Source organism: Metabacillus sp. KUDC1714 (genome assembly GCF_014217835.1).
In the GTDB taxonomy this organism is placed as follows: domain Bacteria; phylum Bacillota; class Bacilli; order Bacillales; family Bacillaceae; genus Metabacillus; species Metabacillus rhizosphaerae.
The window spans coordinates 5,564,820-5,586,349 of sequence record NZ_CP055263.1; the positions used below are offsets into that span (position 1 = coordinate 5,564,820).

The 21,530-nt window shown below is 33.8% G+C and carries 24 protein-coding genes; 4 read left to right on the forward strand and 20 right to left on the reverse strand.

The features are described from left to right. Nucleotides 1-2: 2 nt before the first annotated feature. The 8 genes from HUW50_RS25705 to ilvA form a co-directional block, all read right to left on the reverse strand. On the reverse strand, nt 3-1,151 hold the full coding sequence (locus tag HUW50_RS25705) for an FxLYD domain-containing protein (RefSeq protein WP_066332670.1): 1,149 nt from the start codon (nt 1,149-1,151) through the stop codon (nt 3-5). A gap of 295 nt (nt 1,152-1,446) precedes the next feature. Next, nucleotides 1,447-2,028, reverse strand: a complete 582-nt coding sequence (locus HUW50_RS25710; RefSeq protein ID WP_066332665.1) for a YpmS family protein — start codon at nt 2,026-2,028, stop codon at nt 1,447-1,449. A 7-nt stretch (nt 2,029-2,035) separates the two neighbouring features. Further along, the gene (locus HUW50_RS25715) at nt 2,036-2,842 is read right to left on the reverse strand and encodes an SGNH/GDSL hydrolase family protein (protein WP_066332663.1); all 807 of its coding nucleotides are present in this window, start codon (nt 2,840-2,842) and stop codon (nt 2,036-2,038) included. A gap of 214 nt (nt 2,843-3,056) precedes the next feature. After that, nucleotides 3,057-3,650 carry an SCO family protein gene (locus tag HUW50_RS25720; RefSeq protein WP_066332660.1) on the reverse strand — a complete coding sequence of 198 codons (594 nt, stop codon included), beginning with the start codon at nt 3,648-3,650 and terminating at the stop codon, nt 3,057-3,059. 99 nt (nt 3,651-3,749) lie between these two features. Continuing rightward, nucleotides 3,750-4,724 (reverse strand): nucleoside hydrolase, encoded by a 975-nt coding sequence (locus HUW50_RS25725; protein ID WP_260445619.1) that lies wholly within the window; start codon nt 4,722-4,724, stop codon nt 3,750-3,752. Between the two features lie 128 nt (nt 4,725-4,852). Next, a complete protein-coding gene (locus tag HUW50_RS25730; RefSeq protein WP_185653509.1) occupies nt 4,853-5,695 on the reverse strand; it encodes a DegV family protein in 843 nt (280 codons plus the stop codon). A gap of 275 nt (nt 5,696-5,970) precedes the next feature. Then, a complete protein-coding gene (locus HUW50_RS25735) occupies nt 5,971-6,222 on the reverse strand; it encodes a DUF2535 family protein (RefSeq protein WP_066332648.1) in 252 nt (83 codons plus the stop codon). Between the two features lie 93 nt (nt 6,223-6,315). Next, the gene (ilvA, locus tag HUW50_RS25740; RefSeq protein ID WP_066332641.1) at nt 6,316-7,584 is read right to left on the reverse strand and encodes a threonine ammonia-lyase IlvA; all 1,269 of its coding nucleotides are present in this window, start codon (nt 7,582-7,584) and stop codon (nt 6,316-6,318) included. A gap of 205 nt (nt 7,585-7,789) precedes the next feature. Between ilvA and HUW50_RS25745 the strand changes: the two genes are divergently transcribed. Beyond that, nucleotides 7,790-8,884 (forward strand): sigma 54-interacting transcriptional regulator, encoded by a 1,095-nt coding sequence (locus HUW50_RS25745; protein WP_185653510.1) that lies wholly within the window; start codon nt 7,790-7,792, stop codon nt 8,882-8,884. Nucleotides 8,885-9,072: 188 nt separating this feature from the next. After that, the gene (gene trhA, locus HUW50_RS25750; RefSeq protein WP_066332634.1) at nt 9,073-9,714 is read left to right on the forward strand and encodes a PAQR family membrane homeostasis protein TrhA; all 642 of its coding nucleotides are present in this window, start codon (nt 9,073-9,075) and stop codon (nt 9,712-9,714) included. A 132-nt stretch (nt 9,715-9,846) separates the two neighbouring features. Here the strand turns inward: trhA and HUW50_RS25755 are convergent, their stop codons facing one another. The 9 genes from HUW50_RS25755 to HUW50_RS25795 all read right to left on the reverse strand — a co-directional run bounded on the left by HUW50_RS25755 (nt 9,847) and on the right by HUW50_RS25795 (nt 16,773). Then, nucleotides 9,847-10,335 carry a dihydrofolate reductase gene (locus HUW50_RS25755; RefSeq protein WP_066332631.1) on the reverse strand — a complete coding sequence of 163 codons (489 nt, stop codon included), beginning with the start codon at nt 10,333-10,335 and terminating at the stop codon, nt 9,847-9,849. Then, on the reverse strand, nt 10,332-11,126 hold the full coding sequence (locus HUW50_RS25760) for a thymidylate synthase (protein ID WP_066332627.1): 795 nt from the start codon (nt 11,124-11,126) through the stop codon (nt 10,332-10,334). Before HUW50_RS25760 ends, HUW50_RS25755 begins: the two co-directional genes overlap by 4 nt. A 44-nt stretch (nt 11,127-11,170) precedes the next feature. Continuing rightward, nucleotides 11,171-11,908, reverse strand: coding sequence for an anthrax toxin lethal factor-related metalloendopeptidase (locus tag HUW50_RS25765; RefSeq protein WP_066332619.1), 738 nt, complete (start codon nt 11,906-11,908; stop codon nt 11,171-11,173). 316 nt (nt 11,909-12,224) lie between these two features. Further along, nucleotides 12,225-12,824, reverse strand: coding sequence for a YpjP family protein (locus tag HUW50_RS25770; RefSeq protein WP_066332617.1), 600 nt, complete (start codon nt 12,822-12,824; stop codon nt 12,225-12,227). Nucleotides 12,825-13,135: 311 nt separating this feature from the next. After that, the gene (locus HUW50_RS25775) at nt 13,136-13,267 is read right to left on the reverse strand and encodes a YuzL family protein (RefSeq protein WP_083964617.1); all 132 of its coding nucleotides are present in this window, start codon (nt 13,265-13,267) and stop codon (nt 13,136-13,138) included. Between the two features lie 31 nt (nt 13,268-13,298). Then, nucleotides 13,299-14,078, reverse strand: coding sequence for a class I SAM-dependent methyltransferase (locus tag HUW50_RS25780; RefSeq protein ID WP_066332612.1), 780 nt, complete (start codon nt 14,076-14,078; stop codon nt 13,299-13,301). 142 nt (nt 14,079-14,220) lie between these two features. Further along, entirely contained in the window at nt 14,221-14,655 is a 435-nt protein-coding gene (locus HUW50_RS25785) for a BrxA/BrxB family bacilliredoxin (protein WP_066332607.1), read from the reverse strand. A 128-nt stretch (nt 14,656-14,783) separates the two neighbouring features. Continuing rightward, a complete protein-coding gene (locus HUW50_RS25790; protein ID WP_066332598.1) occupies nt 14,784-15,908 on the reverse strand; it encodes a conserved virulence factor C family protein in 1,125 nt (374 codons plus the stop codon). A 253-nt stretch (nt 15,909-16,161) separates the two neighbouring features. Further along, the gene (locus tag HUW50_RS25795; RefSeq protein ID WP_066332596.1) at nt 16,162-16,773 is read right to left on the reverse strand and encodes an HD domain-containing protein; all 612 of its coding nucleotides are present in this window, start codon (nt 16,771-16,773) and stop codon (nt 16,162-16,164) included. Nucleotides 16,774-16,902: 129 nt separating this feature from the next. Between HUW50_RS25795 and HUW50_RS25800 the strand changes: the two genes are divergently transcribed. Next, the gene (locus tag HUW50_RS25800; protein WP_260445620.1) at nt 16,903-17,151 is read left to right on the forward strand and encodes a hypothetical protein; all 249 of its coding nucleotides are present in this window, start codon (nt 16,903-16,905) and stop codon (nt 17,149-17,151) included. A 289-nt stretch (nt 17,152-17,440) separates the two neighbouring features. Here HUW50_RS25800 and HUW50_RS25805 read toward each other — a convergent pair whose 3' ends face one another. From HUW50_RS25805 to HUW50_RS25815, 3 genes are all read right to left on the reverse strand, one after another. Beyond that, nucleotides 17,441-17,932 carry a glutathione peroxidase gene (locus HUW50_RS25805; protein WP_066332592.1) on the reverse strand — a complete coding sequence of 164 codons (492 nt, stop codon included), beginning with the start codon at nt 17,930-17,932 and terminating at the stop codon, nt 17,441-17,443. Nucleotides 17,933-17,971: 39 nt separating this feature from the next. Continuing rightward, nucleotides 17,972-18,484 (reverse strand): hypothetical protein, encoded by a 513-nt coding sequence (locus HUW50_RS25810; protein WP_066332589.1) that lies wholly within the window; start codon nt 18,482-18,484, stop codon nt 17,972-17,974. Between the two features lie 122 nt (nt 18,485-18,606). Beyond that, nucleotides 18,607-20,298, reverse strand: coding sequence for a formate--tetrahydrofolate ligase (locus HUW50_RS25815; protein ID WP_066332587.1), 1,692 nt, complete (start codon nt 20,296-20,298; stop codon nt 18,607-18,609). Nucleotides 20,299-20,571: 273 nt separating this feature from the next. Here HUW50_RS25815 and metA point away from each other — a divergent pair, with 273 nt between their 5' ends. Continuing rightward, entirely contained in the window at nt 20,572-21,480 is a 909-nt protein-coding gene (gene metA, locus HUW50_RS25820; protein ID WP_066332584.1) for a homoserine O-acetyltransferase MetA, read from the forward strand. The last annotated feature ends 50 nt before the right edge of the window (nt 21,481-21,530 follow it).

A 21,530-nucleotide genomic window follows, 5' to 3' on the forward strand; every position in this document is an offset into this window, starting at 1 on the left:
AATTATCCTTTCTTCTCTTCAAGTAGCCAGGATATATTATTAATATTTACTTTCGCATTTTCTTTCGCTGAATATGTAACATGCTCAAATTCCCCTGTTTGACCAGGCACTAGTTTGTTTGGAAATACATTCGTTTTTCCTTCTTCTAGTTTTTTCCCGCTCTTATCTACTACAGTAAATTCAATAATAATTGAATGAACAGTCTCTGTACCGCTATTTTTTACAATACCATCAATATATGCATCTCCATATTTGTCAACCTTTAAATTAATGCTCGTAACTTGAACGGCTTTTGTGAGGTTACGTTCTTCTTCTTTTTTAGCAGCTAATATAGCCTTCTCTATCCGTTCTTGCTCTGCCTTTTCAAAGGAAGACTTTTCCTCTGTTATTCTATCTTTTAAGGATAAAAGCTTTTCATTGTTCACAACATATTGAAGTGCTTCATCTATTACATTAAAGGCTTGATTAAAATGCTTATTCTCAAGATTTTGTTCTGCATTGGTAGCACTAATCATCACCATCTTTGTGTAGATTTGTTGCTTTAACTCTGAGGCTTCTTGTAGTTCTAAAGAATATAAGGTTGAAAGCTTATCTGCAAGTTCATCAATTGTCGTGAGTTTATTAATTTCTTCTTTTATTTCGCCAACTTTTACACTTGTTTCTACCTGCTCTATTTGATTTGTAAGATTGATAAATAATGGAGAGCTATTTATATTAACTTGTCTCCTTAAAAGGTTAATCTCTTTTTGCGCGTCATCAAAGTCCTCATTCATAATTTTCTTTTCTACACCAATTAACTCTTCATTTAGCTCTTTAATTGATATAATCATTTCTTTTTCTTTCTTTAATATATCGTAATCATTACGATATGATAGGCCTTGTTCGATATATTCTAATGCTTTATCATATTCTCCTGCTAACGCTTTTCTTTCGGCATTTTCTTGAAAAACTAAAACCTTTTCGTTAATTTTTGATTCATAGAATTCCACAGAAAATAACAATATAATAACAATTATCAAGCTAATAATAGGTATGAGATAGTGTACCTTTTTATTATTTATTCCTACATGCTGATTGAGCTGTTTACCACAATTTGAGCAGTAGTTAGCGTTATTTTCTAAATGATTGGCTCCACAGTTTATACAAAACATTAAGAAATCCTCCTCTTTTCTGTGGTAAAGGGGACGGAGCACCACAATCTAGTGTTTTTTAGTATCTATATCCCTAAATACAATCAATCTATTTTTCATTTAAGATAAACATGTTTTTAATGCACCAAACTATTCGACATATATATTGTTTAGTATACATGTTTCGTCTTCTTCATACTAGGTTATGAATACAGGGTAATTCGTACCATTTTCTAAATAAGAGAGTGTGAATATCTATTACTAAAAATCAAAAAGAGAACTAACATAGAAGGTGTTAGTCCCTTTTGTATCTATCTTATGGTAAAGGCACAAACAATGTAAACGTAATATCATCTTTTTTTAGATTGAAGCTTTCTGCACGAGCACTTAAACCACTTTTTAACGTAAGTTCATCAAGGTTGATATCAATTTCTTTTTTACTGGAGTCAATTACTACATAATTTGGAAGATCATAATTGGTACTCATATATTTCAAAACATATGATATCGGTAATTTTAACCTGCCTATTGATAATTCCTTTACAAATAATTGCATATTTCCATCGGATTTAACTTTAGGTTCGAGAATTAACGTCATATCGATATCTTTATTAAATGCTTTTATAACTCCATATACATTTACATTTTCCTCTAACTCGACTCGATATTGTAAGTTTTTTTGATCTGTTTCTTCTTCTAGGTAATGATTAATTAAGTCTGTTAACGACTTTTTTTCTGTACTTATAAGAAATGGTATTAATACATCTTCACTATTTTTGTCCGTTTTCACTTCTTCAATCGGCTTTTCACTAGGTATTAGCAACGAAGTCGTAACAAAAATGATGAATAATACATTTATGATAATTAGTACAAGAAAGGATAGTTTCCATTTATTCATGAAGCACTCACTCATTTCTCACTGTTGAATCTTGATAAATCTCATTTTCCTTTAATGCATCATAAACTTTGTCTGCAATTAAAGAATACCCACTTTGATTAGGATGAAACTCATCTTTATAAAGAAGTCTTTCATCACTCTCTGTGGAAAACAATTGATCCACCGATACATAGACGGCCCTTTCATCTTGTTTTATCATTTGTTGAGTTGCTAAATTCCATTCGTTTATAATCATATCTATTTCAGTTAATTTAGGTAGCATGTATTTAAACGGATTATACAAGCCCACATAGACAATGTGTGCAGATGAATTAAGCTCTCGCACTGTAGTCAGGATAGTTTGAAATCTATTTTCATAGTTTTTCTGTTCTTTACGAAACGGTTCAAAATCAAGAGATAAAATGTTATTGCGAACAACACTCATGATATCATTACCGCCAATAGTCATAACAATTATATCCGCATCTTTTATACTAGCTATTACTTCTTCTTCCTTCAGCTTTTTTTGAAGATTACTAGTTTTATGTCCTCTTACTCCATAGTTATCCACTACTACTTCTCTAATATTTTCTTGTTGTTCTAACTTCTCCCTAACCATACCAATGTATCCACCTTGATTCGATTCATCTCCTACTCCTTTTGTCAATGAATCACCAATCCCAACTAGTTTTATTGATGAGGGAACGAACTCTTCAGATGGTTCAGCTTTTTTTGTCAAAGTAACAGGTTTTGATTCAAGGTTTGAGCTTTGTTCAGACATACAACCTGTTATCAATAGACACATACTACTAACTATTAACATTTTTCTAATCATAAAATCACCCTGCTATTTGGTCTAGGGACAAAGTATATCATTATATTAAGTGCATATTTTAGTAAAAAAGATTCCAAATGGAATCTTTTTTGCGTAATCTAACTATATTTATCCCTTTTAAACGGGTACAAAAACCTATATTAGGAGGTGCCGATATTCTCCGAGGAAGGACATAAGACTGGGATTAGCAAACCAAAAGACATTGCACCTTAAGTTATTTTGTTAAAGCTTTAATATCAGTTATTATTTGATCATAAGGTGGCTGATCAACACCATTATAATCTTTCATAACAACTCCATTTTGATCGATTAAGTAAAAGCTAGTTCCATGAACAACTTGATCAGAATTACTTGGTTTTTGAACAATTGTTTTAAAGCTTTCCATAGCGAATTCCTGAATTTCCTTTTGTGTGTATCCTGTTAAAAAGCTCCAATTTTCAAAAGAAATTGAATAAGGCTCAGCAAACTCCTTTAATTTTTCAGGTGTATCAATTTCCGGATCAACGCTGAAAGAAATAATCTTCGCATCTAATCCCTCTGCTTTTATCCTCTTTTGTATCTCAGTCATATGCGCGGTCATAGGTGGACACACTGTTTCACAACTTGTAAAAATAAAATTAGCAATCCAAACATCACCTTTTAAATCCTTTAAAGAAACATTTTGACCTTCTTGATTTTTGTATTGAAAGGACTGTACCTCATAATTAAGCGGATCTGCTATTGGAGATGAATTACCACATGCTGAAATAAACAGAAGTACAAGCGCAAATATAGAAAATAATAATACATGTTTAAATTTCTTCTTCATTAATCTTCACCCTTCGTTTTTCATCGACAAATAAAAGTGTATCAAATTACCTGGTGTAATTAAAGGCAAAGCTTGTGAAGAATTCATGACAACATGACATTAAAAATCCAGTTCGCTTTTAAAGGTTCTAATAACATCTGAAACAAAGTAATCATAATCAAAACGAATCGCTATAGAATGTATTGGGAATTTTGCTAACTCTTTATAAGGTCTAAAATCACCTATACTCAATCCTCTAGCATCACCATTACTCGTATCAATTTTTACTGGCTTTTCTATAAATTGAAATGCATCATGATTAACAGTTGCCCATAGAGCTAAAAGGTCATGCATTGGTCCACCTGTTATAGAAGGATCTCTTTTTTTATACCAATTTGAATAGTAATCAATCATTGGCTTTAACATTTGACCAATCTTGTCGTCAGTTTCCTTCGTAAATACATCCAACTCATTTAACTTACTTTCGGGAATAATCGCATAATTTGTAATATTTAAGGGAAAGATCTTTACATTTTCAGCATACGTAAGAACAAGGTTTGCTGCATAATGATCACTATAAAAATTAGCCTCAGCTACTGGTGATGCATTACCTGGATATAAGAATGCTCCACCCATAATATATATTTCTTTAACTTTTGACATTAGATTAGGATATAGGACAATTGCAGTGGCTAATGATGTTAATCTCCCGACATTTACAATGGTAAGCTCATGTTCGTATTCGGTAATAACTGAAGAAATCTGATGGAAATTTTCAAATTCAGATGGGGGTTCCACTTTTATTTTTGGGTAAATGGGACCCATTCCATATTCACCATGGATTTCAGGAAAATAAGTCGGATTCTCGCCTGTTAATGGTCGAACTGCACCACCAATTATCGTAATATTTGTTTTGTCTGTTATTTCTTGAATAAATGTTGCAGTTCTCGTTGCATTCTCTTTTGAGATATTTCCATAATCGACAACAACACCAACAATATCAATTTTTTCACTATAATAAGCAAAAAGTAACGCGACAATATCATCAATTCCAAAGTCTCCAATAAAAAGAACTTTTTTCTTAATAATATACACCACCTCCAACATGCTTGTGTTTAATTAAATTATATGTCATTAAAACCCAGTTATTGCAAAACTCATTTTCTTTCAACATTTTTTCTGGGCCTAAAAAAGGGACTAGCATAATTTGCTAATCCCTTTTATTACTCAGCAAAGAACATAAAACCTATTGCACCAGGTCCTGTGTGTGTTGAAATAACTGGAGTGGTAAACGAAATATCAACAGGACAATTTGGGTTAATATCCGCAATCGCTTGTTTTAGCTTTGAGGCTAAGTCAAATGCATCTGCATGGGCTATCCCTACAGCTTTTACTGTTTTACCTTTTACATCATCAGCAAATTGCTTTACGAGATATTTAATTGCTTGTGACTGACTCCGTACCTTGCCAATTGGTGTATATACGCCATCCTGGAGGCTAGCTATTGGCTTAATATTCAATAATGATCCTATTAAAGCTTTCCCCCTACCAATTCTCCCACCCTTAACAAGATTATCTAGGGTGTCTACCGTAATATAAAGTGTTGTATTTTTGCGAATTTCCTCTACTCTTTGCAAGATTTGTTCTTTTGTATATCCTTTCTTAGCCATTTTTGCTGCTTCTATAACCTGAAAGCCCAAAGCTTTAGAAATAAACATCGAATCCACTACTGTAACGTCTGCAGCTGACATCTGTGCCGCTCCCTGAGCTGATTGCATTGTTCCGCTCATACCTCTCGTCATATGGATCGAAATAATTGCGCTACCATCTTTGCTTAAATTGTCATATACCTCTAAAAATTTCCCAGTAGGCGGCTGCGAGCTTTTGGGAAGCTCCTCTGATTGTTTCATCATTTTAATAAACTCACTAGGTGTAAGATCTACGCCGTCTGTATATGTATTGTTATCAATTGTAATTGATAATGGTACAACCGTAATTTCATATTCATCAAGAATTTCTTTACTTACATCAATTGTGGAGTCTGTTACGATTCTAACATTGCTCATTTCATCACATCCCTAAAAATACTATCTCTTATTATACATTCTATCTATTATGATTCAATGTATATAATGGCTGATTCCATATAGGATAGTGAATCTTTTATGATATTTTTCCACGTATGTTATCATCACATTCACAACTACGAATTGTAATAAAAAGATAATTAAAAGTACAAAAACTCTCAAGCTGATGGATGTGTCCGTATCATAGAACATAAGAAATCTTCAATTAATGCACAAAAAAAAACCAGATTTCTCTGGTTCAGTTGAAGGTTTCACTATGCATTGTTTTTTAATATATAGGTTCCAAAAATCGCCTCATAATCAGGCCATTTTATCACCTTTTTCAAATAATCTTTAAATGAATAACTACTTTTTGGTTGTTTTTGGGCATAAATAATTGTTAAAAATTTTTGTAAACGGATTTGAAGCATGAAACGGTATTTGTTATCTTCCTCCAATACTGGGATATCAGTAATTTTTACCTTCTGTCCACTCATCAGCTTGAACTCTAGGCTTTTTAATAACAAGTTATCAATCCTCTTTTTTACCCGTTTCCTATATTATAACCCAATATTTAAATGAAGTCTGTCTAAAATTGTCACATAAAAAGATTTTTTTCACTAAATAAGCAAATGAAATAAATTGCTATCTTTATTTACATCAGTATAATAGAATCCTTTTTTCTTCATTCTTTGAAGTAATGGATCATAATCCTCTTTTTGTTTTAATTCAATACCTACTAATGCAGGTCCATTATCTTTGTTATTCTTTTTAGTATATTCAAAGCGGTTAATATCATCATCTGGTCCAAGAACTTCATCTAAGAATTCTCTAAGTGCACCTGCACGTTGTGGGAAGTTTACAATAAAATAATGCTGTAAGCCTTCATAGATCATTGAACGCTCTTTAATTTCTTGCATCCTACCAATATCATTATTACCACCGCTAACGACACAGACAACATTTTTGCCTTTTATCTGATCTCTTAGAAAATCAAGTGCAGCAATTGGCATCGCTCCAGCTGGTTCAGCAACAATCGCATTTTCATTATATAACTCTAAAATAGTTGTACATACTTTTCCCTCTGGACATAGCACAACCTCGTCAACAACATCTTTACAAATCTCAAAGGTTTTATCACCAATTCTTTTTACTGCTGCTCCATCAACAAACTTATCGATTTTATCGAGAGAAACCACTTTATCTTCTAATCTAGAGTTAAATAAAGAAGCTGCACCTTCTGGCTCTACCCCAATCATTTTTGTAGAAGGAGAAATACTATTAAAATAAGTACCTAAACCTGAAATTAATCCCCCGCCTCCAACACTTGCGAAAACGTAATCAATATCAACATCCGTATCATTTAAAATTTCAACTGCGACTGTGCCTTGACCAGCAATCACATCAACATCATCAAAAGGATGGATAAACGTACGATTTTCTTCCTCACAACAGATTACAGCTTTTTGGTATGCATCATCAAATGTATCTCCAGTTAAAATAATTTCAACATATTCTTTACCAAATAACTCAACCTGTGTGACCTTTTGTCGTGGAGTTGTTGATGGCATGAAAATTTTACCGTGAATTTTTAATTGTCTACATGAATATGCAACACCTTGAGCATGATTCCCAGCACTCGCACATACAATGCCATTTACTGTTTGCAGTTCATCAAGTTGTTTAATTTTATTAAAAGCTCCGCGAATCTTAAACGATCGAACTACTTGTAAATCCTCACGTTTTAAATAAACATTGCATTGAAATTTTTCAGAAAGCTGTTCATTTTTTTGAAGTGGTGTGTGAGTCACAACATCCTTCAACAAATGATGTGCCTTTAAAATATCTTCCACGTATACCTTTTGTAATTCATTGATAGTTTGCTTCATCTTCACGACCCTTTCAACTGCTTGTTAATAGAAAATTATATCATGAATATTCAAAATTTAAAGGAAATAATAGAAAGTTTCACATATTTTTTAAATGTAAGTACTTATCATTGATTTAAAAATTGAAGATGAATTTCACCAATTGGGTGTATTTAGTTTTAATTGGGTGTTATAATGATTTTACACCACGTTCGGAGGTTATGATTTGAATTCAAACAAAAGTTTTTTTACATGTGAGCAAGTTCGGAATTTTTCACACAATCCACTATCTAGCTTTTCAGATATTATTTCAGAACATCCCTCTCTATTGGAGAATGTTCATATTGCAAAAAAAATAGCCTTGACTGACTTTCCAATCCTTATACATGGAGCAACAGGAACAGGCAAGGATTTATTCGCTCAAGCAATACACACACATTCACCTCGTAAAAATTGCGCATTTGTGACAGTTGATTGTAAAGAACATAATGCTGAATTATTAGAAGAGGAACTGTTTGGCTACGAAGACATTTCTAATGATTCTTCTAGTTTGTTTGACTTGGCAACTGGCGGAACAATATTTTTTAATAATATTGGTGATTTATCTCCAAAAATACAAACAAAGATTTTAAGTGTTATTGAAAATAAGGGATGGAGACGTTTAAATGGCTCCAGGCTCATCCCCTTAAATGTTCGATTCATTTCCGCTACAAATAAACATTTAGCGCTTGAAAATGACTTTAGAGATGATTTATTGTACCGACTAAATGTACTATCGATCTCGTTACCTGAAGTTAAGGAGATAAAACAAGATATACAAGTTTTCATCGAACATTTCCTTGCTAAATCAGGGAGTACGATTAGAATAGACCAGGCCGTGCAAGATGCTTTAAATCATTATGACTGGCCAGGTAATATTCGAGAAATAAAAAACACGGTCGATTATATGCTAACCGTCTCTGATGGAAGATCGATTCAGCTACATGACCTACCTCATGGTCTCATTCGCGTCGATAAACAGAAAACGAAGAAGCCTCAAGAAAAAAATACTATTCAATTAACAATGATGGACAAACTGGAATATGCGTTTATTCTAGAAGAAATTAAACTGCAAAACGAAAAAGGTGAACCAGCTAGCAGACGAGTTATTTCTGAGAATAGTAAATCTTTATCAAATCCTTTAACGACTCAACAAGTCAGACATCGTTTGGATTTCTTAGAAAAGCATCATTATGTCACTAAGGGTAGAGGCCGAGCTGGAACAAAAATCACCCTAGAGGGAGTAGACTTTTTACTTTCACTCAAGGAAATTATTAAATAAAAGCACTATTCTATGAGATTGTTATATTTTTAAACGAAAACTATTAAGGTTGATTGGAGCGGAAATTAACCACACCGCATTACTTGTAATAGCAACAAAGTTTGAGAAAACAGCCTAAATAAAAACACATCCTCATTAATAATCGCAGACTTATGGAACAAATTGATTTACTAAGAAAGGAGATTCACATGGCAAACACACACACATTCTCAAAAGGCGAAGAGATTGCTAATTCGATTACACATGGAATTGGTGGATTACTCAGTATTGCAGGGCTCGTTATTTTAATCGTTTTCTCTTCTTTATATGGAACTCCATGGCACATCGTAAGCTTTACTTTATTTGGGGTGACAATGGTGCTGTTATACACCGCTTCTACCCTTGTCCATAGCTTTCCAGCTGGAAAAGCGAAGGACATATTTGAAATACTAGATCATTCAGCTATTTACTTTTTTATCGCTGGAACCTATACTCCCTTCTTATTTATTGCAGTTAAAGGGTGGGTTGGATGGACTTTATTCGGAGTTGTTTGGGGACTCGCGATTGCTGGAACAGTATTTAAATCATTTTTTGTGAAAAAGTATTTATTTTTTTCAACGATTATGTATGTTGTAATGGGCTGGTTAATTGTTTTTGCTTGGAACCATATTACTGAAAATGTTGCTTTTAATGGTGTAGTTTTATTAGTTATCGGAGGAGTACTTTACACAATTGGTGCCGTCTTTTATATGTGGAGAGGATTTAAATACCACCATGCAGTTTGGCATATCTTTGTGTTAGCAGGTACAATTCTACATTTCTTTTCTATCTTGTTTTATCTTTTACCATAAGCAAAAGCAGCCTCTATACGTTGTTCATACTAGTACATTTAACAAGTGTGAACAATTTAGAGGCTGCTTTTTTTATAAGGCTATTTTTTTAATCTTGCATTTCTTTAAGATTTTAACAAATTAATATAAAACCTAGTTTTTTCTTTCGTATATGACAAAATCAAAATCATAAGGATTTTTTTCATTTTTTATCCCGGGCTCATTTGAGATTGTTTCCCATTCGGTATCATTTGTTTCTGGAAAGAAAGTGTCTCCTTCAAATTCGTGATGAATATGTGTTATATATAAACGATCACTAAAAGGAAGCAATTCTTTAAATATCTCCGCACCACCGATGACAAAAATTTCTTCGTCCACTTTTCTTGCCATTTCTAAAAATTCGTCAATTGAATGCAACACCTTACATCCATCATGCGAAAATTGTTGATCTCTTGTTATAATTATATTTTCCCGACCTGGTAATGGCCTACCAATAGATTCAAATGTTTTGCGTCCCATCACAATTTTATGGTCCATTGTGATGCGTTTAAAATATGCCAAATCCTGAGGTAAATGCCAAGGGAGCTGATTATTACTACCGATAAGTCTGTTTTTATCCATTGCATATAGTAAAGAAATCATACGCTAACAGCTCCTTTAATATGTGGATGTGGATCATAGCCTTCTATTGAAAAATCCTCAAATGTAAAGTCAAAAATAGATGTAACATCTTCATTTATATTTAAAGTTGGTAATGGTCGCAACTCTCTTTGTATTTGCTCTTTCACTTGCTCGATGTGGTTTGAGTAAATATGAACATCACCAAATGTGTGTACAAATTCACCAACCTCAAGGTTTGTCGCTTGTGCCATCATATGGACTAATAATGCATAAGAAGCGATATTAAATGGAACACCTAAAAATACATCTGCTGAACGCTGATACAGCTGACAAGATAATTTCCCTTCAGCTACATAAAACTGAAAAAAGCAGTGACAAGGTGGTAGTGCCATATGATCAACATCCGCAACATTCCAGGCGGAAACAATTAACCGTCTAGAATCGGGATTATTTTTTATTTGATTAACGACATTTGATATTTGATCAATTGTAGAACCGTCTTTTGCTGGCCAAGATCTCCATTGGTGACCATAAACTGGTCCTAACTCCCCATTTTCATCCGCCCACTCATTCCAAATCTTTACTCCATTGTCTTGAAGGTATTTTACGTTCGTATCACCCTTTAAAAACCAAAGCAACTCGTGGATAATTGATTTTGTATGAAGTTTTTTAGTCGTGATTAATGGAAATCCTTCTTGAAGATTGAATCTCATTTGATAACCAAATGTACTAATTGTACCTGTACCAGTACGATCTTCCTTTTTGACCCCATTTTCAAGAACATGCTTACATAATTCTAAGTATTGCTTCATTTCGACACTTCCCTTACTAAGAATACTACATGTATTTTACCATTTTATCTTACATTCACATAGGATTTCTGTGTTTGGATAGCTGCTTGATTTTCTAATGATTGAATAAATGAAAATGTAAGCGGTGCCTTTTCTTCAAGTGTAAATCTGGTATCATTGTTGTAATAGTACATTGCAAAAGCTTCTGCAAAATACTCTTCAGGAAAATTGATAAAATAGTTTCGATTAGGAAACAATTGTTCAACCTCTTGCTTCCAAATCGCAAGAAATGTAGGATCTTCACGAACATAATGGAATACATATCGATCAATTGCATGTGCTACTTCATGCAATTCTAGTGAAACAGATCCATGACCTTTCCCATATTCACTATGCCCAATCTTCGCATAAACAACTCGATCATTACTCATACCAGGAACTTGATTCCAGTTAGGAGATGAATCAGCATAGCCTCTAGGTTTTTTATCTTTCAAACTAGTTAATCCCTTTTGATCAGTTAAAGACCCATTAAATAGCTTAATTTGGATATTTTGCTCTGCGGCAATCATTAAAATATTTTGATCTATTTTTTGTAAATTTTTTATCATAATTAAAGCTTCATATTCAGCAAATGAGCCATCTGGCAAGAAAACCATTTCTCCAATTATTGGTTTAGATAGCGTCAATTCAAGCGACTTAAAGGAATATGTAGAAAGCGGGATACCTTCAGGAACTGCTCTAGCCAAATGATAAAAAGGAATACAAATAAAAGATATGATTAGGATGAAAATACCCTTTTTCATGTTGTACATCCTCTCGATGATTAAATGAACCTTCTAGTGGATTTTTTCAGATGATGGAAACTTTGAGGTGATATCAAAGTGCTTTCAATTGATTTAGAAAGTTGTTGATAAGAAAACTAATCCAATCAACAAAACTTAAATATTTTGAATCTTCTATTACAATCATAACATATTTTAATAGATTAAACTATATTACTAAAATGATTTCTCGTAGAAATAAGTTTACTAGTATGCAGAATTACACAGAGAAAAAGCACGCAAATACTTTTGCGCACTTGAAGAAAGGTTAATTATACAGCGTTTACATATCTTTTTATTAATGATAGCTCATCCAATTTGGAGGCGTATTTTTATCCCAGTAAATACTCCCCAAATCCTTGTGAGATTGAAATGAATCATGGTAAGTATGATAATGGAAATTAAACCAATATCCTTCTAAAGGCCGATTTTCTCTTCGGACATGGAAGCGTAAAACGTCTTCACCAGTAATTGTATTGTAAATATGAAAGATTTTTTCACCAGTTCCACCTGAAGGCTTTGATACCTCAAGTTGTTGGAAAAGTTCGTCGTCCTCAACATTCAAATAATATGTAATGATTTCTTCCATTTTAGGGAAAATCATTTCTTTAAATTCATCTTCAATGACGCCACCAATTTTATCGCCGAATTTTATAAAAGACTTTTGCTCTGCCTCTGATAGTAAATTGATTAGAACTTGATCCTTTGATAATGGAAGTTCTTCAATCTCTACCTTCGGTGGTAAAATTTGCTCTATACTGTCATCATTAATAGAAGATTTAGACACTGAATCTTCTGATGGTTTATCTTGAACTGCAAGAGATGCCGGTGGTGTTACAAGCCCGAAGGTTGCAATCGAGAATAGAATGACAAGTGATTTTCTAAACCATTTATTCATAGCGGGACTTCCTTCCGATAATACTAATATATAAATATCTTATCATATACCCAATTGTATTAATATAACAAATATATTACAAAACAATTAAAATATAAAAGGCGATTTTTCTTTAAATAAAAAGAAAAAACGTTTAAAATAAAGAATACATACGCATATTAAGGATATCACTTTGGGAGGTTTGAACGATGGGGTATGATACAATTTTTTTCATTGGTTGCTTCGTTACACTTGCATATTTTATTTTTGTAGAAATTACAGATTGAGTACATACTAACGAGGCTGCCTAATGATAGGTCAGCCTCGTTTTTCTACGTTCTTTTCGTTTTCTTTCTAGCCGAATCAAGTTGCTTGCCTTTTGCTTCACTCATTGTTGTTCCTTGCCCCTCGACGTTCGGTGAGCTTAGCCCAGCCCTTGAAGGGTCTACTTTTCTTTTTGGCATATTCATAACACCTCCACACTATTATCTTTCGCTAATCCGATATTTCTATTACGCCATAATGAAATTTTGCAGATTTTCGGATGTTTACAATAAATCCATTTTCCTCAAAACGAGTACTACGCCAATGATCTTTTAAAACAATTCTTCTTTTAGCAACACGTTTCGCCTCATTTATTGCCTCTTTCTTTAATGGTGTAAAATTAGCTATACTTTTTAAAGGTAATATCCCGATTGATTCTTCAATTGTTTCTTCGAACATCGGATCAAAATAAATAACATCATAAGAATTATTAGGACAGCCTCTTAAGAACGTTAAATGGTCATTTGATGAAACATCAATGCGTTTCATTGCATTATCTAATACTTCTAGGCCTGTTTCCCATTGTTGCAATCCTGTTTTTACGATATAAGCTAGACTACTGCTTTCTTCAATCCCCTTTACAATGCCTTCTTTTCCCACAATATAGCTAGCAACAATACTATCTGATGCTAATCCAAGTGTACAATCTAAAAAAGAATCGCCAACTTGTAAATTGCAAGCTTCAGAAAAAGGATCTTTTTCACCTTTTAGCAGCCTCTTAATTCTAAACATGGCTGAGTTTGGATGAAAAAACAATGGATTATTTTGATCTAAGAAATGCAGTTCTAAGCGATTTTTCCCTACAACGAGTGTATTATCTCGATAATTCTTTTTAAGGTACTCTACAGCTTGTTTACTCCGTTTCACATATGAACCATTTAGCTCGAAGGCAATTTCCATAGCAGTTTGTATCAATTGATCATCTGGTCTACTTGAGGTTGTTACAATCATCTTATTTCTCCATTCTAAGTAATAAGCCAAAGAATTAAGCATTGCATATGTCTTCCTATGATAAGTAAATCGCTAGATCATCATGCCATGCTCTATTCTAATGACTGATTGAAAATAAAAAGGATGCGCAATCGCATCCTTTTTAACAGTATTTCTCAAACGCACTTTCTAAATTTTGCATAATTACGTCAATTGAATTTCCTTCAATTTCATGACGAGGTATAAAGTGAACGACTTCATTATCTTTTAATAGCGCCATTGATGGTGATGAAGGCTCATATCCTTTAAAATACTCACGCATCTTACTTGTGGCTTCTTTATCCTGCCCGGCAAAAACAGTAACAAGTTTATTTGGTTTTTTCTCTGCATTTAAAGCAGCTTGAGTAGCAGCTGGTCTTGCAAGTCCTGCCGCACAGCCACATACAGAGTTTACAACTACAAGCGTTGTACCTTTTACCTCGATCATAAACTCTTCAACTTCTTTGTCTGTCGTTAATTCTTCAAATCCAGCATTTGTAAGCTCAGCTCTCATAGGCTTAACAATTTGCTTCATATATTCTTCATATGCCATTGACATTTGCATCACTCCATTATTTCAATCTATAGTTCAAGAATACAATAGGGATTTTACCATTGCAATATTGTTAATTCATTTTAACTACTTCTATTTCTTCCATAAAAAACAGTACATGAGGTCAAAAATCTTTAGCCTTTCCTGCTCTCGGTCATTTGCTTCCAAACAGATCCTTTAGCTTCTTCTCCACCCTCAATACGTTCTATCGCCATCTTCACCTGCATACTAACCTCAAATTCAGGATCATCTTCTGCTTGCTTTAAAGCTGTCAATGCGGTTTGATCTCCAACCTCGAATAAGAACATCGCTGCTCTCCATCTAACGAGTTTGTTTTTATCAGTTAATGCGTTCATCATTGGCACCATTGCTGATGGATCACCTATATCTGACAAACAATCACCTGCAGTACGTCTCACTGTAACCGTTTTATCGTTTAAAGCTTTATATAACAATGGCAATATAACTGGTTTTTCAATCATCCCTAAATAAACAGTTGCTAGTCTTCTTATTGAAGGTTTTTCATCATTTAGAGCCTTTTCTAATACCGAAAGATCGTCTTCTGTTGGATCCATTTGATCCAAATGTGCAAATCTAACAGACCAATCCTCATCATTTAACATATCTAGTGTTACTTTATAAGATTTTTTTACCGGTGTATTTGTTTTATGGCCTGCTTCAGAGGCAGATTTCACCAGCCTTTGTAATCGATCATCCGCATAGGCTGCACTTAATTCATCAACGACATCCTTTCCAATATCCGCAAGATCGCCATATCTTACACCATGTTCTTTCCACTGGCGATCTAATACTACATTTTCATTTGATTGCTGTGCCGCTAATACAGCTTCTTTAAAACGTGCTGGTAAGCCATAGCGCTCTTCAGTCAATCCGTCTGTAAGTTTAACCTGCATCGGAATATTATTAAACATTTGAACAAAAACCTTAACTTCACCGAATGCTTCTTCTTGCTGTCTAGCGTTAAAATTCCCTTCCTCTACATCTTCTCCAAACGCTTGACGAACTTGTGCTAAAATATCTTTCCAATCATATTTAGCATTTCTTTCGACAGCGAGAAAATCAGCAACATGATAAACACCTTTTACTCCTTCGATATGTAAGATCTCTCTAATAATACTTGGTGCTTCTTTAGCCTGTTCCTTTTTATAATTATTACTTTTTCCAGATGGAAGTTCTTCTGTCAAAAGCACCTTCATCGTATTAGGACTAGGAGTAGGTTCAATCGATTTTATTTTCACTATGAGCACCCCTTTTCATTAGTATATTTATTGTAACATAGCCTCTTTAATAATCGCTATTCATAGAGGTTGAGCTTTTCTTTACAGTATCAGAATTTATAACTTTTCTTACTAAGTTTTGGTGTCTAGCTCCAGCGCCTAGACCCTCTTAGGTCTACAGCCACTCAGGAATTGAAGACAAAGAACGTCTTCTATTCCTGAGCGTCTTATGCCTGCCTTAGTCTGATCAAGGCGCTTGCGCTTTTCTTTGTTGTTATTTTACTTCGTTACACTCTCTATAGAATTGATCTAAAAATACTTGGAGGAATTGGTGTCTTTCTTCAGCGAGTAGCTTCCCAGTTTTTGTATTCATCAAGTCTTTCAATTTAAGTAATTTATCATAAAAATGACTGATTGCGTCAGTACCTTCTTTGTTATTTGGATGATAGATAAGATTTCCTTTAGAACCTGCATATGTAAACGTCCTAGCTATACCAATAGCACCAATGGCATCAAGACGGTCTGCATCTTGAACAACTTTGGCTTCAAGCGATAAATGATGCACTGGCGTTTTTTTACGAAAACTAATAATTTGAATAATGTCCACAACATCTGCAACAACTTTTCTATCAATCTCCATCTTCATTAATAATCCTTCAACATCATTGATCTGAAGCTTCACATCTTCAGAAAGCTTGTCATCAATTAGATCATGTAGTAATGCAGCTAATTCAACAATAAAAATATTCGCATTCTCTGTTGCTCCAATTCGGAGTGCATTCTTTCGTACACGGTCAATATGCCACCAGTCGTGACCACTTGCCTCATCATAAAGTTGCTTTTTAACAAATTCTTCTACCTTGCTAACAAAATAATTTTCTTCCATTAATTTATACCCCTCTAAGTTAATAAGCTACTTAGCTAAATTTTTTCGATGTTGATTTATTATGAAACATAAAGAACAAAGTACTTGATATTACACATATAGTATCATATCAAATTGTAAGGGTGTGTCATGATGAGAACTGTTAATTACCTGCAACCAACAATCGGTCAAGCTTGGACTGGAAGACATATCGTTTTACTTCATTGTTCTGAAAACAACATTGTAAATGAGTTATACAAAAGCTACCACGCACCAATAGAACCGCCCCGTTCCAATTGTGCAGAGACTTTATCTCAATTACTAAGTATTGGTTATCGTGTACAAAAAATTACCCCTTTACCTAATCAGCAAATTCAATATTTTTTAGTTATGTATTAATTTATTAGGCTGTTTTCGCAAACTTTGTTGCTTTTAAAATAGTATTGGGTTGGTTGATTGCAGCGAGAGGATGCTCGCTTTCCGTGGGGCGGGCGATGAGCCTCCTCAGCGCGAAGCGCCTGCGGGGTCTCATCTGTCCCGCTACTCCCACAGGAGTCTCGCATATCCGTTCCAATCACCCTAATCAGTTTTGTTCAAAAACAACAATCTTTTAGAAAAGAGCCATTTATTATAATGAGGATTGATCAATTTTGGCCTGCTTCATTCCCAAGACACTAAAAAAGAAGCCTTAAACTCTGACTTCTTTTAACAGATCTTTAATATCTGGTTTTATTTCTGATGGATTTGTATTTGGAGAAAATCTCTTTATTACTACTCCTTTATTATTAACCAAGAACTTTGTAAAATTCCATTTAATCGCTTTGCTACCTAATAAGCCTGGGGCATTTGATGCTAGGTAAACGAAAAGAGGATGAGCATTTTCTCCATTTACATCTATTTTAGAATACATAGGAAAGCTTACCCCGTAATTCATCTCACAAAAGTTTTCAATATCACTATTACTACCTGGCTCCTGCCCCATAAACTGATTACATGGAAAACCTAGCACTGTAAACCCTTGGTCACCGTATTCCTCATATAAAGCTTGTAGCTCTTTGTATTGGGGTGTAAATCCACAATTACTAGCTGTATTAACGATCAATAAAACCTTATTTTCGTACTGTTTTAAAGTTTTCTTATCACCTTTTATTGTTTCAACTTCAAAATCATAAATGCTCATAAAAACCTCTTTTCTACCTTATAAAGATTTAAGTATTTCTCAACTTTTAAGCTTTTTAGACATCATGTCTAGTAATGAGATGGAATGCTCGACAATATGTAACAAATCCTCAATATCATCTTCTCCATAGCATATCTGAAAATCCACTTGATAGCGGTGATGATATACCTTTAAGTTCGAGGTAATCTCTTTTGTAAGGAAAAGCTTAATCGATTGACCTTCCCAGATTTTTTTAAGTTTCTTTAAAAGGAATTCGTCATAATCTTGAGTTTGCAATTGCGCTTCTAATGCCACGTTTATATGGCATCCTGGGTTTTCAATCGAATGCAGTAATTCGCCAACAAGCTGCTGTTGCTTCATCTCCATTCCAATTGTTGCAGTCGGATTTTTCTTATACTTATTTGCGAATGTAATTGTATATAATCTTGACATCGTGGCTAAATCAATATTATCACTTCTATCGGTAACCGAAATCTCATTTTCAAGATCCAAATCATAAATATACCCTTCTACGATTACCTTTAAGTTATCAAAAACAGTAGGATCAAACATTACTACCTCCTATAAAAAAGATAAAGAAACTTATATATTCCGAAAAAAAGTATCACCTTTTTGAAAATGTTCTATCCCATCAATTTGTTTATTTCAAACCAATAAAGTTTAAAAAATTCTACTTAAAATAACCCTGTTGCAAGACCTTCATCATTTACATCCATTGAAAGCGCAGCTGGTTTCTTGGGCAACCCAGGCATTGTCATAATATTACCCGTTATCGCGACAATAAATCCCGCACCAAGTGATATTTTAAATTCACGGATCGTGATTGTGAAATTTTCTGGTCTGCCTAAAACATGAGCTTCATCGGTTAAAGAATACTGTGTTTTCGCCATACAAATTGGCAATTGACTCCACCCAAATTGATCAAAATCATTCATTTGTTTTTCTGCCTTACTTGTATATTGCACACCTGTTGCACCATAAACGATGTTTGCAATGTTAAATATTTTTTGCTTAATAGAAGAAGCAGTATCATATAAGTGTTTAAATTGATTTTGTTCCTCATCAATCGTTTTAAGAAGTTTTTTCGCTAAATCTATTCCACCTTTTCCGCCATGTTCCCATACTTCACAAAGCGCAGCTGGATGGGAATTATCATGACACCAATCCAAAATTGTTTTGATTTCTTTATCAGTGTCAGTTATAAATTTATTGATCGCTACTACATAAGGTAACCCAAAACTTTTTATTGTTTCGATATGTTTTTTCAGGTTTGAAAAACCTAAAATTAGAGCTGCTGTGTTTTCTTGTTGTAAATCATTCTTTTTCAATCCACCATGCATTTTCAAAGCCCTTATCGTCGCAACAATAACAACTCCTGAAGGGTGAATCTTACCTATTCTTGCCTTAATATTAAGAAATTTCTCAGCACCAAGATCTGCACCAAAGCCTGCTTCTGTAACAACATAATCACCAAGTTTTGCAGCCATCTTTGTTGCTAAAAGACTGTTACAGCCATGGGCAATATTTGCAAATGGACCACCATGAATTATCGCTGGGGTGTGTTCGAGCGTTTGAACTAAATTAGGCTTGATCGCTTCTTTTAAAATTAATGTGAGTGCCCCTTCATACCCTATATCAGCAACTGTTACAGGTTTGTTAGAATATGTGTAGCCTATAACAACTTCGGCGAGCCTAGACCGTAAATCAGCCAAGCTATCAGCTAAACATAATATAGCCATAATCTCTGAAGCAACGGTAATATCAAAATGATCCTCACGTGGTACCCCGTGTGTGGGTCCTCCGAGGCCAATTGTAATATACCGGAGTGCACGATCATTTAAGTCTAACACTCTTTTCCAGATAATTCTCCTCGGATCTATTCCAACCTCATTCCCTTGGTGAATATGATTATCTATAAATGCGGCTAAAGCATTGTTTGCAGTTGTTATCGCGTGAAGATCTCCTGTAAAATGAAGATTTATATCATCCATAGGTAATACCTGTGAATATCCTCCACCAGTTGCACCTCCCTTCATACCCAATGTTGGTCCTAGTGAGGGTTCTCTTAGAGCAACAATTGCTCGTTTATTTAGCTGATTAAGCGCTTGAGCTAAGCCTACAGTTACAGTTGATTTCCCTTCCCCTGCAGGCGTTGGATTTATTGAGGTAACAAGAACGACTTTTCCAGAGGGTTTATTTTTTAAACGTTCAAGAATCTGCAGAGAAAGTTTTGCTTTATACTTACCAAACAATTCAAATTCATCATCATTGAGCTCCAAATAATTTTCTGCAAGTTGTTTTATAGGAAAAAGTGATACCTGTTGAGCAATATCAATATCAGATTTATATTTTTTATTTCTATTCACAATATTTTCCTCACTTTGCTAGATTTATTGTTCAGAATATCTTACCATGTATAATGGAATTAATTTTCAGCAATCAAAGACCTCTCTTTGTTTCTTATTCACCTGAATTTAAATGTATGAATCATGAGAAAATATAGAAATAAGAAATTAAAAATATCAATTAATTTTTTTATTATAAAAATGCAAAATTATGAAAGTTCGAATTGAATTATTTTTCTAAACTTTCTATAATAAAGAATCAACCATAGAAAGAAATTTACGGAGGTGCTTTTATTGCCGATTAACATACCTAGTCATTTACCAGCTAAAGAAATACTAGAGCGAGAAAATATTTTTATTATGGACGAAAAAAGAGCGTATTCACAAGATATACGACCTTTAAATATCGTTATCTTAAATATTATGCCTGAAAAGGAAAAAACAGAAACTCAATTATTACGATTATTGGGGAATTCTCCACTCCAATTGAACATAACATTTTTAAGGCCTGACACACACACATCAAAGACTACTGCGATTGAGCATTTAAAGGAATTTTATACAACCTTTAAGCATATACAACATAAGAAATTTGATGGAATGATCATTACTGGAGCACCAATTGAGCATTTAGAATTTTCAGAGGTTTCATATTGGGATGAGCTAAAAACAATCATGGATTGGACGAAAACAAATGTTACCTCAACTTTACATATTTGTTGGGGAGCACAAGCAGGACTTTTCCATCACTACGGCGTAAATAAATATCAACTGGAAAAAAAATGCTTTGGTGTTTTTAAGCATGAAATTGTAAATCCCACTGTAAAATTATTAAGAGGGTTCGATGACTTGTATTACGTCCCACATTCAAGACATACAGATGTACTGAAAGAAGAAATCGATTCTGTTTCAGAGCTTCAACTCCTTTCTTATTCAGAAGAAGCCGGTGTTTGTCTAGTAATGTCTGAGGATGGAAAGCAAATATTTTTAACTGGTCATCCTGAATATGAACGAACATCTCTAAAGGATGAGTATGAACGAGACATAGCAAAAGGATTACAAATTGAAGTTCCAGTTAACTATTTTGCTGATAATGATCCAAATAAAGAACCAATTCACTGTTGGAGATCACATGGGAACCTCCTATTTGTCAACTGGTTAAACTATTATGTTTACCAAGAAACACCTTATATTTGGGATTGAAAGGGTAAGAATAAAGTTTTATTGCAAGTAAAGTAGATTAGTTGTTTCTA